The organism is Bacillus sp. LB7, from assembly GCF_030449715.1.
Classification (GTDB): Bacteria; Bacillota; Bacilli; order Bacillales; family Bacillaceae; genus Bacillus; species Bacillus paralicheniformis.
The window spans coordinates 1-14,305 of record NZ_JASGCA010000015.1 but is presented as its reverse complement, the minus strand read 5'-3'; the positions used below and the strand labels follow the sequence as shown (position 1 = coordinate 14,305).

The following is a 14,305-nucleotide window of genomic DNA, read 5'->3' as shown; positions in this document are numbered from 1 at the left end:
TAACAAAAGAGAATAATGGGAAAAATCCTCTAAATATGTCGCAAACTTAAATATTTTAATTAAAGGAAAAGAGAAAAACAAAACAGAATAGATAAACTACTGCTTAATTTTGGCGAAAATTATAAATATAGAGGTGTAAATCATGAATGAGAAGATTTTAATCGTAGACGACCAGTACGGGATTCGGGTTCTGCTGAATGAAGTTTTCAATAAAGAAGGATACAAAACCTTCCAGGCTGCGAACGGGATTCAAGCGCTTGACATTGTGAAAAACCAGCGCCCCGACCTCGTTTTGCTCGATATGAAAATCCCCGGCATGGACGGAATTGAAATTTTGAAAAGGATGAAGGTCATTGACGAGGGGATCCGCGTCATCATTATGACGGCCTACGGAGAGCTCGACATGATCCAGGAATCGAAAGAGCTTGGAGCCCTGACGCACTTTGCGAAGCCTTTTGACATCGACGAAATTCGCGATGCCGTTAAAACCTATCTGCCCATAAAATCCAACGGATAGCGGAAAAGTTTTTGATGTTGTCACAGTCACAATGTTGCCGTTTTGTTGATTAATTGTTATTCTATATAAGTAGAGAAAAGCTATCTAACGTATTTAAAAAACCAAAACATTTTACATATGGCGGTTTTTTCTGGTCATGCTAGGTAGGTGTGGAGGCTTTTTTCGCAAAAGCAAATCAGGCTACATAAGGAGGACTTTCGACATGCCTTTAGTATCAATGACGGAAATGTTGAATAAAGCAAAAGAAAACGGATATGCTGTCGGACAATTTAACTTAAATAACCTTGAGTTCACTCAAGCGATTTTACAAGCCGCTGAAGAAGAGAAATCTCCTGTTATCCTCGGTGTATCAGAAGGTGCAGGACGCTATATGGGCGGATTTAAAACCGTTGTGGCAATGGTTAAAGCGCTGATGGAAGAATACAACGTAACAGTACCTGTTGCGATTCATTTAGACCACGGCTCAAGCTTTGAATCTTGTGCAAAAGCGATTCATGCGGGATTCACTTCCGTTATGATCGACGCTTCCCACCATCCTTTCGAGGAGAACGTTGCGACGACTTCAAAAGTTGTTGAGCTCGCTCATTTCCACGGCGTATCAGTTGAAGCTGAGCTTGGAACTGTAGGCGGACAGGAAGACGACGTCATTGCAGAAGGCGTCATCTACGCGGATCCTAAAGAGTGCCAAGAACTTGTTGAGCGCACAGGAATCGACTGCCTTGCACCTGCATTAGGTTCTGTTCACGGCCCTTACAAAGGCGAACCAAACCTTGGATTCGAAGAAATGGAAGAAATCGGAAACGCGACTGGTCTTCCGCTCGTACTTCATGGCGGTACAGGCATTCCGACTGCCGACATTAAGAAATCTATTTCTTTAGGTACGGCAAAAATCAACGTCAACACTGAAAATCAAATCGCTTCTGCGAAAGCTGTTCGCGAAACGCTTGCTGCGAAGCCTGAAGAGTATGATCCGCGCAAATACCTCGGACCTGCACGCGAAGCTATCAAAGAAACAGTGATCGGCAAAATGCGTGAATTTGGTTCTTCAAACAAAGCATAATGACGATTGGAAAAGCATCTGTTTTCCCGCAAAGCCGGGGAAACAGGATGTTTTTCTGATGTTTTAGGGAAGTGCTGTTAACACATGCCTTTGACGGCATGAGGCTCTTTTGCTTCCCGTTCAGTCAAAAAAGCCGCCTGATAGCGACAGGCGGTTTTATCCATATCATCCGGAAAGCGCAAACAAGTTCCACAGTTCAGACATTTTCATGACAGGAGGTTTTATCAATATGCTGTTTTTTATTGATACTGCAAATTTAGACGAAATTAAAGAGGCGCACGCTCTCGGCGTGCTTGCGGGAGTTACGACAAATCCTAGTTTAGTAGCAAAAGAAAACATTTCGTTTCATGACCGTCTGCGTGAAATTACCGAAGTGGTTTCTGGGTCAGTCAGCGCTGAGGTTATTTCTCTGAAGGCTGAAGAGATGATTGAAGAAGGAAAAGAGCTTGCGAAAATCGCGCCGAATATTACGGTGAAAATTCCGATGACGTCTGACGGCCTGAAAGCTGTTAAAGCATTAACCGATCTCGGGATTAAAACGAACGTCACGCTGATCTTCAGCGCAAACCAGGCGCTTCTTGCCGCAAGAGCAGGAGCTACGTATGTTTCCCCGTTCCTGGGACGCCTTGACGATATCGGCCACAACGGCCTCGATTTGATCAGTGAAATTAAACAAATTTTCGATGTGCACGGTTTGGACACGCAAATCATCGCCGCGTCCATCCGCCATGCGCAGCATGTGACTGAAGCCGCGCTAAGGGGAGCGCATATCGGCACGATGCCTCTCAAAGTCATTCATCAGCTTACAAAGCACCCGCTTACTGATAAAGGGATTGAACAGTTTTTAGCTGACTGGAATAAATAATTGCTTCATGTGGGTGGCAAGTGGAGGGGCTCCCTCCGTTTGTCACCATTTTGTCTTACAAAGAGAAATGAATGTTTTCAGAAGAGAACCTTGCCGCAGTCTGCTTCGCTACTTTTCTTCCCGATAAATTTAAAATGTGTTGTATTCTTTCTCTTCTAATTGGATAGATTTTGAAATGAACCATTTATTTTGGAAATCTCATTATGAAGCGCTCCATTAGCTATCTTCTTTAAGGAAGGAGACGATCATGGAAAAGTTAAATATAGCCGGCGGCGATCCTCTCAATGGCACAGTACATATAAGCGGAGCGAAAAACAGCGCTGTCGCTCTCATACCCGCGACGATTTTGGCTGATTCGACGGTTACGCTTGAAGGCCTTCCCCATATTTCAGACATTTTGACGCTGCGCGATCTGCTGAGAGAGATCGGCGGAAACGTTCACTTTGAAAAGGGAGAAATGGTCGTTGATCCTGCGCCGATGATCAGCATGCCTTTGCCGAATGGAAAAGTGAAACAGCTTCGGGCTTCTTATTACTTAATGGGCGCGATGCTCGGACGCTTTAAGAAAGCGGTCATCGGCCTTCCAGGCGGCTGCCACCTCGGTCCGAGACCGATTGATCAGCATATCAAAGGTTTTGAGGCGCTCGGAGCCGAAGTGACGAACGAACAGGGTGCGATCTATCTGCGTGCAGAGGAATTAAAAGGCGCGCGCATTTATCTTGATGTCGTCAGTGTTGGAGCAACGATCAACATCATGCTTGCCGCCGTGCTTGCCAAAGGCAGAACCGTAATTGAAAACGCTGCGAAAGAACCTGAGATTATCGATGTTGCCACCCTTTTAACGAGCATGGGAGCAAAAATAAAAGGTGCCGGTACGGATGTCATCCGCATCGAAGGCGTTGAGTCGCTTCACGGGTGCAGACACTCGATTATTCCGGACCGGATCGAAGCCGGCACTTTCATGATCGCAGCCGCTTCCATGGGACAAGAAGTGCTGATTGATAATGTGATTCCGACGCATTTGGAATCGTTAATCGCCAAGCTCCGCGAAATGGGGGTTCGAATCGAAGAAAGCAGCGAGCAGATTTTAATGGTCGGCGGGCAGAAAGAGCTGAAACCGGTCGATTTGAAAACGCTCGTATACCCCGGTTTTCCGACCGATCTGCAGCAGCCGATGACATCGCTCTTAACGAAGGCAAACGGGACGAGCGTCGTCACTGACACCATTTATTCCGCCCGCTTCAAACATATTGACGAGCTGAGGCGCATGGGCGCGTCGATGAAGGTCGAAGGCAGATCGGCGATTATTACCGGTCCCGTTCCGCTGCAGGGCGCCAAGGTGAAAGCGAGCGATCTGCGGGCGGGAGCGTGTCTCGTTGTAGCGGGTCTAATGGCGGAAGGAGTCACTGAAATCACCGGTTTGGAGCACCTTGACAGAGGCTACAGCCAGCTTGAAGAAAAGCTGGCAAAGCTCGGGGCCACTGTCTGGCGCGAAAAATTGACAGACCAGGAAATTGAACAGCTGCAAAATTCCTGATGGACAAATGCTGTGATAGATCAAACATAAAACGATTTCATATGGGGGAGAGGAGATTAGATAGGGATGGAAAGAAGCTTATCGATGGAGCTGGTGCGTGTGACAGAAGCGGCTGCGCTTAAGTCAGCGCGCTGGATGGGTAGAGGTAAAAAGGACGAGGCCGACGACGCCGCGACAAGCGCCATGAGGGATGTGTTTGACACCATTCCTATGAAGGGAACGGTCGTAATCGGGGAAGGGGAAATGGACGAAGCGCCGATGCTTTATATTGGAGAAAAGCTCGGCAACGGCTACGGCCCTCGCGTAGACGTAGCAGTAGATCCTCTCGAAGGGACGAACATCGTCGCAAGCGGCGGATGGAACGCGCTCGCAGTCATTGCTGTGGCTGATCACGGAAACCTGCTGAATGCGCCTGACATGTATATGGATAAAATCGCTGTAGGTCCTGAAGCTGTCGGCTGCATCGATATTGAAGCGCCTGTGATTGATAACTTGAAAGCTGTGGCAAAAGCAAAAAATAAAGATGTAGAAGATGTCGTAGCCACGATTTTGAACCGTCCGCGGCACGAGAAAATCATCCATGAGCTTCGCGAAGCGGGCGCCCGAATCAAGCTGATCAATGACGGGGACGTGGCCGGTGCCATTAACACCGCTTTTGATCATACAGGCGTCGATATTTTATTCGGCTCAGGAGGCGCTCCGGAAGGCGTCCTGTCTGCTGTCGCACTCAAAGCTCTCGGAGGAGAAATTCACGGAAAGCTTCTTCCTCAAAACGAAGAAGAACTGAGACGCTGTGAAAAGATGGGGCTTGATACGGGCAAAGTGCTCCGCATGGAAGACCTCGTCAAAGGAGACGACGCGATTTTCGCCGCAACCGGTGTCACAGACGGAGAGCTTTTGAAAGGCGTGCAATTCAAAGGATCTGTTGGAACGACCCACAGTATAGTCATGAGAGCGAAATCCGGTACGGTGCGGTTTGTGGACGGAAGACACAGTCTCAAGAAAAAACCTAACCTGGTCATCCGGCCATAAGGAAGAGAAAAGCGGGGATATAGACGACCCGCTTTTCCCTTGTATTTCACTTCACGAATTGAATCAAGGTTCATACTCTGATACAATAGCTAACGGCTTTTCTTCTTCATGTCAAAGCATTTTCAAAACAGGGTCATCTCTATCAATTTCATGTCAAATCGTAAATGAAGTTGAATATGTACGACAAATGAGGTAAAACTAAAGAGTGCTGCGAAATTTTCTGCACATGTTGGTTCTTAGAGAGCCAAAATCCTGCCGCATCTATCAGATATGCGATTATCTTCTCTTGTTAAGTCCTCGCTTCTTTCTCGACTCATACTTATAATCCTTTTCAATACGTCGATATATATGGGTAGAAGCGTTGCCGGTAAACGAATCGGCAGTATAAATAAGCGTCTTACGTGAAATTGATGAAACAAAGTAAATTATTCGATTAGAAAAGAGTGGTGTTCTTAGTGAAAGATGTATCCATTTCATCTTTGGAAAATATGAAATTAAAAGAGCTGTATGAGCTTGCAAGGCATTATAAAGTCTCTTATTACAGCAAACTGACAAAAAAGGAACTGATTTTTGCCATTCTGAAAGCAAACGCCGAACAGGAAGATCTGCTGTTCATGGAAGGCGTATTGGAAATCATCCAGTCCGAAGGGTTCGGCTTTCTCAGACCGATCAATTATTCCCCTAGTTCAGAGGATATCTATATTTCCGCTTCGCAAATCCGTCGTTTTGATTTGAGAAACGGTGACAAAGTGTCCGGAAAGGTCCGTCCTCCAAAAGAAAACGAACGGTATTACGGCCTTCTGCATGTTGAAGCGGTTAACGGAGACGATCCTGAATCGGCAAAAGAACGCGTCCACTTTCCAGCGTTAACGCCGCTTTATCCAGACCGCCAGATGGTGCTTGAAACGAAACCGAATCACCTGTCAACACGGATCATGGACATGATGGCGCCGGTCGGCTTCGGGCAGCGCGGTCTGATCGTCGCTCCGCCTAAAGCAGGTAAAACCATGCTCTTGAAAGAGATCGCGAACAGCATCACAACCAATCATCCGGAAGCGGAGCTGATCGTGCTTCTTATCGATGAAAGACCTGAGGAAGTGACCGACATCGAACGTTCGGTTGCAGGAGATGTTGTCAGCTCAACGTTTGACGAAGTTCCTGAAAACCACATCAAGGTGGCCGAGCTTGTATTGGAACGTGCGATGAGGCTTGTTGAGCATAAAAAGGACGTTATCATTTTAATGGACAGCATTACAAGGCTTGCCCGCGCTTATAACCTAGTCATTCCGCCGAGCGGCCGAACGTTGTCAGGGGGAATCGATCCCGGCGCTTTCCACCGTCCAAAGCGTTTCTTTGGAGCAGCCCGCAACATCGAAGAGGGCGGCAGTTTAACGATCTTGGCGACCGCTCTTGTCGACACGGGCTCGCGGATGGATGACGTCATCTATGAAGAATTTAAAGGGACAGGGAACATGGAGCTTCATCTTGACCGTTCTCTTGCGGAAAGAAGAATCTTTCCTGCCATTGATATTCGCCGTTCGGGTACGCGTAAAGAAGAGCTTCTCGTTCCGAAAGAGCACCTTGACCGTCTGTGGTCCATCCGGAAAACGATGTCTGACACGCCTGATTTCGTCGAAAAATTCATGAGAAAAATGAAAAAGACGAAAACGAATCAGGAGTTTTTCGATATTCTGATCCAGGAATGGAAGCAAGCGAATATGTCAGCGGCAAGGCGCTGATTTAAAACTTTAGTTTGCAAAACGTCCGAATCGCTGTTATAATTCTATCATATGCGTTCCGGAGGTTTTGTCCCGGAATAATAACTCTGTTTCCGAATTGGATTCAGGGCGGAAGGAGATGACAGACATGAAAGCAGGAATTCATCCTGAGTTCAAAAAAGCAACAGTCAAATGCGCTTGTGGAAACGAATTTGAAACAGGTTCAGTAAAAGAAGAGGTACGCGTTGAGATTTGTTCTGAATGCCATCCGTTCTACACTGGCCGCCAAAAATTCGCTTCTGCTGATGGTCGTGTTGATCGCTTTAACAAAAAATACGGTCTTAAGTAATAATAGATATGATAAACAGGCAGGATTTTTCTTGCCTGTTTTTTTACTTGCAATTATTGCTGGAGAGGAGTTAGTCGGATGTACATCATGAAGCAAAGCGGATGGCTTGAGCTCATATGCGGAAGCATGTTTTCGGGCAAGTCAGAGGAGCTGATCCGCCGGATCAAAAGGGCAACGTTTGCGAGACAGGAAGTCAAAGTGTTTAAACCGGCCATTGATAATCGCTACAGCAGCGAATCGGTTGTTTCGCATAATGGGACATCCATTGTTTGCCATGCCATCGCATCTCCGGAAGACATTTTTCAATACATAAGCAAAGAAACGGATGTCATCGGCGTCGATGAAGTCCAGTTTTTTGACGAAACGATTGTCGGCACGTTAACTTCTCTGGCTGATCAGGGCTACCGTGTGATTGCAGCAGGTCTTGATTTGGACTTCCGGGGCGAGCCTTTCGGTGTCGTGCCTGATCTTATGGCTTTAGCGGAAACGGTGACGAAGCTGCAAGCGGTGTGCTCTGTCTGCGGATCTCCGGCCAGCCGTACGCAGAGGCTGATCAATGGAAAACCTGCTTCTTATGACGATCCGGTCATTTTGGTGGGGGCTTCCGAAGCATATGAAGCACGCTGCCGCCACCATCATGAAGTGCCTGGAAAGCCAAAATGAAATCGGAAAAACATATAGATTTTCACGCAAAAACACTTGGTAAAAACAAGTGTTTTTTTTATTGAATCCTTTTTATGGTAATTAATGTAATTAAAAAACTTAATTAAGAATACGAAAAAATTAACTAATTTTCATCGCTTGAATTTTGACAAAGTCAGGCATAAAATGACTTACTGTAGTCAGTAAAAAGTAAATAGGTTTTAGGAAATGTTCAGTTTTTTGTCAAAAACGCGCGTTACATATTTGACAATCTACATGTGTAAAAAGGCAAATGTTCTATATTGTTTACCGTATTTATTTCACTTCATTAACATTTTAAGAAAGAAGGTAATTAGTGTGAACAACATGAGAAGAACGAAGGAAGGATATTTGGAGACTTCTTTGCGGGGAAAAGACGTTCTTTCCATTCCGACGCTTAATAAAGGTGTTGCATTTTCGCTTGAAGAAAGAAAAAACCTTGGTCTTGAAGGGCTTCTGCCGCCGACTGTTCTCAGCCTTGATCAGCAGGCGGACCGGGCTTATGAACAATTTTCCCGTCAACCTGACAGACTTCGTCAAAATGTATATTTGAACGATCTGCAAAACAGAAACGAAGTGCTTTTCTATAAATTATTGCAAAACCATCTGCGTGAAATGCTTCCGGTTGTCTATACGCCAACTGTCGGGGAAGCGATTCAGGAATACAGCCACGAATACCGCAGACCGCACGGTGTTTACTTGTCAATCGATGATATAGACGGAATCGAGACGGCATTTAAAAACCTGCAGGCATCTGCTGATGACATCGATTTGATCGTTGCGACCGATTCCGAAAGCATCTTGGGTATCGGCGACTGGGGCGTCGGAGGTATCAACATTGCAATTGGTAAGCTTGCAGTATATACGGCGGCAGCGGGAATCGATCCGAGCCGCGTCATCCCGGTCGTACTGGATGTCGGAACGAATAACGAAAAACTGCTAAACGATCCGCTTTACATCGGAAACCGTCATCCGCGTGTAGAAGGCGAGCGTTACGAACAATTTATCGATGCTTATGTTGAAACAGCATTGAAGTTTTTCCCTGATGCGCTTCTTCACTGGGAAGATTTCGGAAATAAAAATGCCCGCAACATTATGAGTAAATATAACCATAAAATTTCAACATTTAATGATGATATCCAAGGAACAGGGGCTATCACGCTGGCAGCCATTTTAGCAGCTGTCCAAAAGACTGGCACGTCTTTGAAAGACCACCGCGTCGTCATCTTCGGACCTGGTTCTGCGGGTATCGGAATTGCTGACCAAATTCGCGACACCATGGTGCTTGAAGGGCTTTCAGAAGAAGAAGCCAGCCGCGCATTCTGGACAGTCGACTACAGAGGATTATTAACGACAGGCATGGATCAAATTTTGGATTTCCAAGAACCGTATTTGCGTGATACGGAAGAAGTGAAAGAATGGAAACGCAATGAAAAGGGAGAGATTTCCTTTGAGGAAGTCATCCGTCAAGTGAAGCCTACCATTCTGATTGGTACATCAGGTGTCGCCGGTGCCTTCACTGAAGAAATTATCAAAGAGATGGCGGCTCATACTGAGCGTCCGGTGATTCTGCCGATGTCCAATCCGACACATCTGGCTGAAGCTGTTCCTGAAGACTTGTTCAAATGGACGGACGGAAAAGTGCTTGTGGCGACGGGAAGCCCGTTTGAAGCTGTTGAGTACAATGGCGTGAAACACGAAATCGGACAATCCAATAATGCTTTCGTCTTCCCTGGATTAGGCCTGGGAACAATCGTTTCGAAAGCGAAAGTCATCACAAACGGCATGTTTGCCGCATCTGCAAACGCGGTCGCGAACATGGTTGACCATGAAAAACCGGGTGCAGGCCTTCTGCCGAAAATTGACGACCTGCAAGACGTATCTGTTCAAGTGGCAATTGATGTTGTGAAAGCTGCCATTAAAGACGGCGTGGCCCAAGTTCAGCCTGAAGATGTCGAAAAGGCCGTTCGCGAAGCCATGTGGCGTCCGGAATACCAAACAATTGTTGCAAAGCGCGACTAATATTCATTACTGAGGAAACGATAAAAAGAAACGGCAGCCCGGGTCCGGATGTTTTGTCACCGGGCTGCACCAATCAAAGATGAAAAAACGGGATCGGCGGCTGGTAACAGGGCTTCCCGCATTTATCAGCCGCCGTTAATTCGTCCCCTGAAAGGGACAACATAGAGGAGGAAACAGTCTTGGACTTTTTAAATATTTTAATCCTCCTTGCGCCAATATTTTTTGTTATTGCGCTGGGATGGTTCGCGGGTCACTTTGGAAGCTATGATGCTAAATCTGCAAAAGGGGTAAGCACGCTCGTTACGAAATACGCGCTTCCGGCCCACTTTGTATCAAGCATTTTGTCAACGCCAAAAGATAAGTTTTACAGCCAGATTCCGCTGATGATTTCATTGGTTATCGGTATCGTTGGATTTTACGTTATTATTTTGCTTCTTTTACGATTTTTGTTTAAATACGATTTAACAGATGCTTCAATGTTCTCATTAAACTCAGCTCAGCCGACATTTGCTTTTATGGGAATTCCGGTATTGGGCAGCCTGTTCGGTATGCAGGAAGTTGCGATTCCGATCGCGATTACGGGAATTGTCGTGAATGCGATGCTTGATCCTCTTGCGATCATCGTCGGAACTGTCGGCCGTTCTTCTAAAAAACAAACGGAAACGACAGACAGCATTTGGAAGGTAACAGGAAAATCAATTTTACACGGTTTGTCTGAACCGCTCGCTTTTGCACCGCTTGCAAGTATCATTCTTGTATTATTCGGTCTGCAAATTCCTGAATTGCCGCAGAAAATGCTTGATATGATCGGAAATACGACTTCAGGTATCGCCCTTTTCGCAGTCGGGGTGACTGTCGGAATCCGTAAAATCAAATTCAGCATGCCTGCTTTGAGCATCGCTTTATTAAAAGTCGCTGCTCAGCCTGCTTTAATGTTTGTGATCGCGATGGTCGTCGGCCTTTCTTCCGCTGACATGACAAAAGCGGTTCTGCTTGTGGCATTCCCTGGTTCTGCCGTGGCGGCTATGATTGCTACAAACTTTGAAAGCCAGGAAGCAGAAACGGCATCCGCGTTTGTGATCAGTGCGGTGCTGTCGATTATTTCACTGCCGATATTAATTGCCATTACAGCATAAGGAAAAAGCTTGCAAGAAGCCGTTTTATGGCCTTGCAAGCTTTTTTGCGCTTTAAAAAGAGAAAATCGATTTCAATTTGCTTTTCGGTTTTTTTTCTTCTCTCCTGCCGGCTGTATCTTTTTCCTGGCGGTTCATGTTTTCCAATTCGCTGATTTTCTGTTCGAGATGTTTGATCTGCTGCCGTTCTTCTTCCAGTTCGCGCCTTTGCTGCAGAAGCTGATAGGAGACGACATCGTCCGCTTTTTGTTCAAGCTTTCTTTCCAGCTCAGCGATTTTCTTTTGGAGCAGCTCGCGTTCAAGCTGTTCATGTTCTAAAAAACGCTGCAGCCTTTCTTCGAGCCGCTCATTCAGTTGCAGTGCAGGCTCTTCCGTTTGAATCATTTCGTTTTTCTTGATGAAGAAGGTTTTTTTCGGGCGTTTGACCGTGACATCCTGCATAGGCGTACCGTTTTTTAACTGCTCTTTTACTTCTTTTAAGATGGCGATATCGTCTTTCGTGAAAAAGTAGTGGCCAAGCTCATTTCGGGAAGCGGGCAGTTGCAGCTGCTTGACCCAGCGCTGCACCGTTTTGGTTGATACCCCGAGTTCATTTGCCGCATCAGCAGTATTCATATGATACCTCCTTTTAACCTGTAACTGTTCATTAAAAAGGGTATTCGACCTGAATGAAAAGCTTCCTTCCTGTTAGACAAAAGAAGAAGGGATTCGGCAAAGAAAGCGGTTTTTCCACAGATGGCGAAGGCGTCGCTATGCCTCGTAAAGCTCTAAAGGCAGGCCGTCCGGGTCGGAGAAGAACGTATAGCGCTTGCCTGTTCCGGGATCGGTGCGGATCGGTTCAGCAGTGATGCCTTTTTGCTTGAGCTCCTTGACGGTCTGATCTAGATCGGCCACTGTGAAAGCCAAATGGCGGAGTCCGGCAGCTTCCGGTCTGGTAAGGCGCTCGGGCGGATCTGGAAAAGAAAACAGCTCGATGGCATAGCAGCCGTTTAATGAGAGATCCAGTTTATATGAATCCCGATCCTTTCTGTACGTTTCGCTCAGAATCTCAAGTCCGAGCTTGTCGACATAGAATGTTTTGGATGCTTCATAATCCGAGCATATGATTGCGATGTGATGAATCGATTCCAGCATTGAGTTAAGCTCCTTTTTTCTTAAAAGTATAGCAAAAAGACGCGGCAGCTGCCGATAACGGCGAAGTTGTTTTGACGGGGAGGAGTCCCTGTACTATAATTAGAATGTTACGCACAGCAAACAGAGGTGAATAGCGTGTTAGACCGTTTAAAATCGATAGAGGACCGGTACGAAAAATTAAATGAATTATTAAGCGATCCGGAAGTTGTCAACGATCCGAAGAAGCTTAGAGAATATTCGAAAGAACAATCTGATTTACAGGAAACAGTTGAAGTATACAGACGTTATCGGAGCGCGTCGGAACAGCTCAGCGATGCCAAAGCGATGCTTGAAGAAAAGCTGGACTCCGACATGCGTGAGATGGTTAAAGAGGAAATTTCCGAACTGCAGGAAGAAATCGAGTCGCTCACAGACCAGCTGAAGGTATTGCTGATCCCGAAAGATCCGAACGATGACAAAAACGTTATCATCGAAATCCGCGGCGCAGCGGGCGGAGAAGAGGCTGCTTTATTTGCCGGCAACCTTTACCGCATGTACAGCCGCTATGCAGAGCTCCAAGGCTGGAAAACAGAAGTGATGGAAGCGAATACGACAGGTACAGGCGGATATAAAGAAATCATTTTTATGATCAATGGGAACGGCGCATACTCAAGGCTGAAGTATGAGAACGGCGCACACCGTGTACAGCGCGTTCCAGAGACCGAATCCGGCGGGCGCATCCATACATCCACGGCAACGGTAGCCTGCCTGCCTGAGGCTGAAGAGGTAGAAGTCGATATTCATGAAAAAGACATTCGCGTCGACACCTTCGCGTCGAGCGGTCCGGGAGGGCAAAGCGTCAATACGACGATGTCAGCCGTCCGTCTGACCCACCTTCCGACAGGTGTTGTCGTGTCTTGCCAGGATGAGAAATCTCAGATCAAAAACAAAGAAAAAGCGATGAAAGTTCTGCGCGCGCGAATTTACGATAAATTTCAGCAGGAAGCTCAGGCTGAATATGATCAAAACCGGAAATCCGCCGTCGGAACAGGGGACCGTTCTGAGCGCATCCGCACGTATAACTTTCCGCAAAACCGCGTCACCGATCACCGGATCGGCTTGACGATTCAAAAGCTCGACCAGATCCTTGAAGGCAAGCTTGACGAAGTCATCGACGCGCTGATCGTCGAAGACCAGGCAAGCAAGCTTCAGCAGGCGGAGAGCTAAACATGAAAACAATTTTCGAAGCCCTCAGGTGGGCTTCTTCTTATTTGACGGAAGCGGGAAGAGACCGGAATGCCGCGGAAATTTTGCTGACAGATCAGCTGAACATCGACCGCAGCAAACTGTTGGCAAGCTTCCATGATGTCATATCAGAGTCTGATTTTTCGAGGTTTAAAAAATCTGTCGAGCTTCATCATCAAGGAGTGCCTGTTCAATATATCACCGGAAAAGAGTCCTTTTACGGACGGGAATTTTCCGTAAATGAACACGTTCTGATTCCGCGTCCTGAAACAGAGGAAGTCGTTGAAGCTGTTCTTTCCGAAGCGGAAAGAGTTTTTCCCGGACCAGATCGTCTTAAAGCCGTCGATATCGGTACAGGAAGCGGGGCGATTGCGGTGACTCTTGCGCTTGAGAGCCCGCGTTTTTCCGTCACGGCGACGGATATTTCGGAACAAGCTTTAAGTACGGCAAGACACAACGCTGACCGGCTTGGGGCGAAAGTGGATTTCATCGGCGGCGATTTGCTTGAACCGCTTATCACGCGAGAGAAGAAAGCTGATGTCATCGTTTCGAATCCACCTTATATATCTGAGGAAGACATGAAGACGCTGTCAGATGTTGTCCGTCTTCATGAACCCGCCGGGGCTTTGACGGACGGTGCTGACGGATTGCAGTTTTATAAGCGTTTCATGAAGGAAATTCCATTTGTCATCGCAGATCAGGCACTGGTGGTGTTTGAAATCGGCTGGACTCAGGGGAATGCCGTCAAAGACATGTTTCACCGGTTCTTTCCTGATGCTGACGTACGGGTGAAGAAGGATCTTAATGGAAAAGACCGCATCGTCTGCGCGGTCATTGAGCAACATCATTAAAAAAACCGCCGGAAATGAAGCGACCCTAAAAAGTTAGACAAATAAAATCTCATGAAGCAGTTTGACTGGCATGATTCCGGTATTGTACCGGGTCATGCCTTTTCATTTGTGAAAAAGAAAACCCTAGGCTAGGCCTAGGGTTCCAAAAAGCTTTCAGCGTTGTATTAAGAAAACTCCCCCGG

14 protein-coding genes are annotated in these 14,305 nt (G+C 46.6%); 12 read left to right on the top strand and 2 right to left on the bottom strand.

Annotated elements, in window-relative coordinates:
* Positions 1–139 precede the first annotated feature (139 nt).
* From QMZ64_RS17350 to QMZ64_RS17305, 10 genes are all read left to right on the top strand, one after another.
* Positions 140–517 (top strand): response regulator, encoded by a 378-nt coding sequence (locus tag QMZ64_RS17350; protein WP_094777382.1) that lies wholly within the window; start codon positions 140–142, stop codon positions 515–517.
* 202 nt (positions 518–719) lie between these two features.
* Positions 720–1,577 carry a class II fructose-bisphosphate aldolase gene (locus QMZ64_RS17345; protein ID WP_145646058.1) on the top strand — a complete coding sequence of 286 codons (858 nt, stop codon included), beginning with the start codon at positions 720–722 and terminating at the stop codon, positions 1,575–1,577.
* A 229-nt stretch (positions 1,578–1,806) separates the two neighbouring features.
* On the top strand, positions 1,807–2,442 hold the full coding sequence (gene fsa / locus QMZ64_RS17340; protein ID WP_020453287.1) for a fructose-6-phosphate aldolase: 636 nt from the start codon (positions 1,807–1,809) through the stop codon (positions 2,440–2,442).
* Between the two features lie 247 nt (positions 2,443–2,689).
* On the top strand, positions 2,690–3,979 hold the full coding sequence (locus QMZ64_RS17335; protein ID WP_023857064.1) for a UDP-N-acetylglucosamine 1-carboxyvinyltransferase: 1,290 nt from the start codon (positions 2,690–2,692) through the stop codon (positions 3,977–3,979).
* Between the two features lie 66 nt (positions 3,980–4,045).
* Entirely contained in the window at positions 4,046–5,011 is a 966-nt protein-coding gene (gene glpX / locus QMZ64_RS17330) for a class II fructose-bisphosphatase (protein WP_080131527.1), read from the top strand.
* Positions 5,012–5,466: 455 nt separating this feature from the next.
* Positions 5,467–6,750, top strand: a complete 1,284-nt coding sequence (rho, locus tag QMZ64_RS17325; protein ID WP_003186053.1) for a transcription termination factor Rho — start codon at positions 5,467–5,469, stop codon at positions 6,748–6,750.
* 127 nt (positions 6,751–6,877) lie between these two features.
* Entirely contained in the window at positions 6,878–7,078 is a 201-nt protein-coding gene (gene rpmE / locus QMZ64_RS17320) for a 50S ribosomal protein L31 (RefSeq protein ID WP_003186051.1), read from the top strand.
* A gap of 78 nt (positions 7,079–7,156) precedes the next feature.
* Positions 7,157–7,741 (top strand): thymidine kinase, encoded by a 585-nt coding sequence (locus QMZ64_RS17315; RefSeq protein ID WP_243941721.1) that lies wholly within the window; start codon positions 7,157–7,159, stop codon positions 7,739–7,741.
* Positions 7,742–8,077: 336 nt separating this feature from the next.
* Positions 8,078–9,781, top strand: coding sequence for an oxaloacetate-decarboxylating malate dehydrogenase (gene malS, locus QMZ64_RS17310; RefSeq protein WP_265625410.1), 1,704 nt, complete (start codon positions 8,078–8,080; stop codon positions 9,779–9,781).
* 179 nt (positions 9,782–9,960) lie between these two features.
* A complete protein-coding gene (locus QMZ64_RS17305) occupies positions 9,961–10,917 on the top strand; it encodes an AEC family transporter (protein ID WP_165428316.1) in 957 nt (318 codons plus the stop codon).
* A gap of 51 nt (positions 10,918–10,968) precedes the next feature.
* On the opposite strand, the gene racA is transcribed toward QMZ64_RS17305, so the two are convergent.
* The gene (racA, locus tag QMZ64_RS17300) at positions 10,969–11,529 is read right to left on the bottom strand and encodes a chromosome-anchoring protein RacA (RefSeq protein WP_265625411.1); all 561 of its coding nucleotides are present in this window, start codon (positions 11,527–11,529) and stop codon (positions 10,969–10,971) included.
* A gap of 135 nt (positions 11,530–11,664) precedes the next feature.
* The gene (gene gloA2 / locus QMZ64_RS17295; protein WP_265625412.1) at positions 11,665–12,048 is read right to left on the bottom strand and encodes an SMU1112c/YaeR family gloxylase I-like metalloprotein; all 384 of its coding nucleotides are present in this window, start codon (positions 12,046–12,048) and stop codon (positions 11,665–11,667) included.
* Positions 12,049–12,183: 135 nt separating this feature from the next.
* On the opposite strand from gloA2, the gene prfA reads away from it, so the two are divergent.
* Positions 12,184–13,254: a peptide chain release factor 1 gene (prfA, locus tag QMZ64_RS17290; protein ID WP_165428313.1), complete on the top strand. Its 1,071-nt coding sequence runs from the start codon at positions 12,184–12,186 to the stop codon at positions 13,252–13,254.
* A 2-nt stretch (positions 13,255–13,256) separates the two neighbouring features.
* Complete coding sequence (gene prmC / locus QMZ64_RS17285) at positions 13,257–14,123, top strand: peptide chain release factor N(5)-glutamine methyltransferase (RefSeq protein WP_265625413.1); 867 nt, start codon at positions 13,257–13,259, stop codon at positions 14,121–14,123.
* Positions 14,124–14,305: the final 182 nt, after the last annotated feature.

What these genes read in the sequence shown, in the direction of transcription:
- QMZ64_RS17345 (WP_145646058.1), top strand. Translation starts at nt 720, where the DNA reads ATGCCTTTAGTATCAATGACGGAAATGTTGAATAAAGCAAAAGAAAAC.
- fsa (WP_020453287.1), top strand. Translation starts at nt 1,807, where the DNA reads ATGCTGTTTTTTATTGATACTGCAAATTTAGACGAAATTAAAGAGGCG.
- QMZ64_RS17335 (WP_023857064.1), top strand. Translation starts at nt 2,690, where the DNA reads ATGGAAAAGTTAAATATAGCCGGCGGCGATCCTCTCAATGGCACAGTA.
- glpX (WP_080131527.1), top strand. Translation starts at nt 4,046, where the DNA reads ATGGAAAGAAGCTTATCGATGGAGCTGGTGCGTGTGACAGAAGCGGCT.
- rpmE (WP_003186051.1), top strand. Translation starts at nt 6,878, where the DNA reads ATGAAAGCAGGAATTCATCCTGAGTTCAAAAAAGCAACAGTCAAATGC.
- QMZ64_RS17315 (WP_243941721.1), top strand. Translation starts at nt 7,157, where the DNA reads ATGTACATCATGAAGCAAAGCGGATGGCTTGAGCTCATATGCGGAAGC.
- racA (WP_265625411.1), bottom strand. Translation starts at nt 11,529, where the DNA reads ATGAATACTGCTGATGCGGCAAATGAACTCGGGGTATCAACCAAAACG.
- gloA2 (WP_265625412.1), bottom strand. Translation starts at nt 12,048, where the DNA reads ATGCTGGAATCGATTCATCACATCGCAATCATATGCTCGGATTATGAA.
- prmC (WP_265625413.1), top strand. Translation starts at nt 13,257, where the DNA reads ATGAAAACAATTTTCGAAGCCCTCAGGTGGGCTTCTTCTTATTTGACG.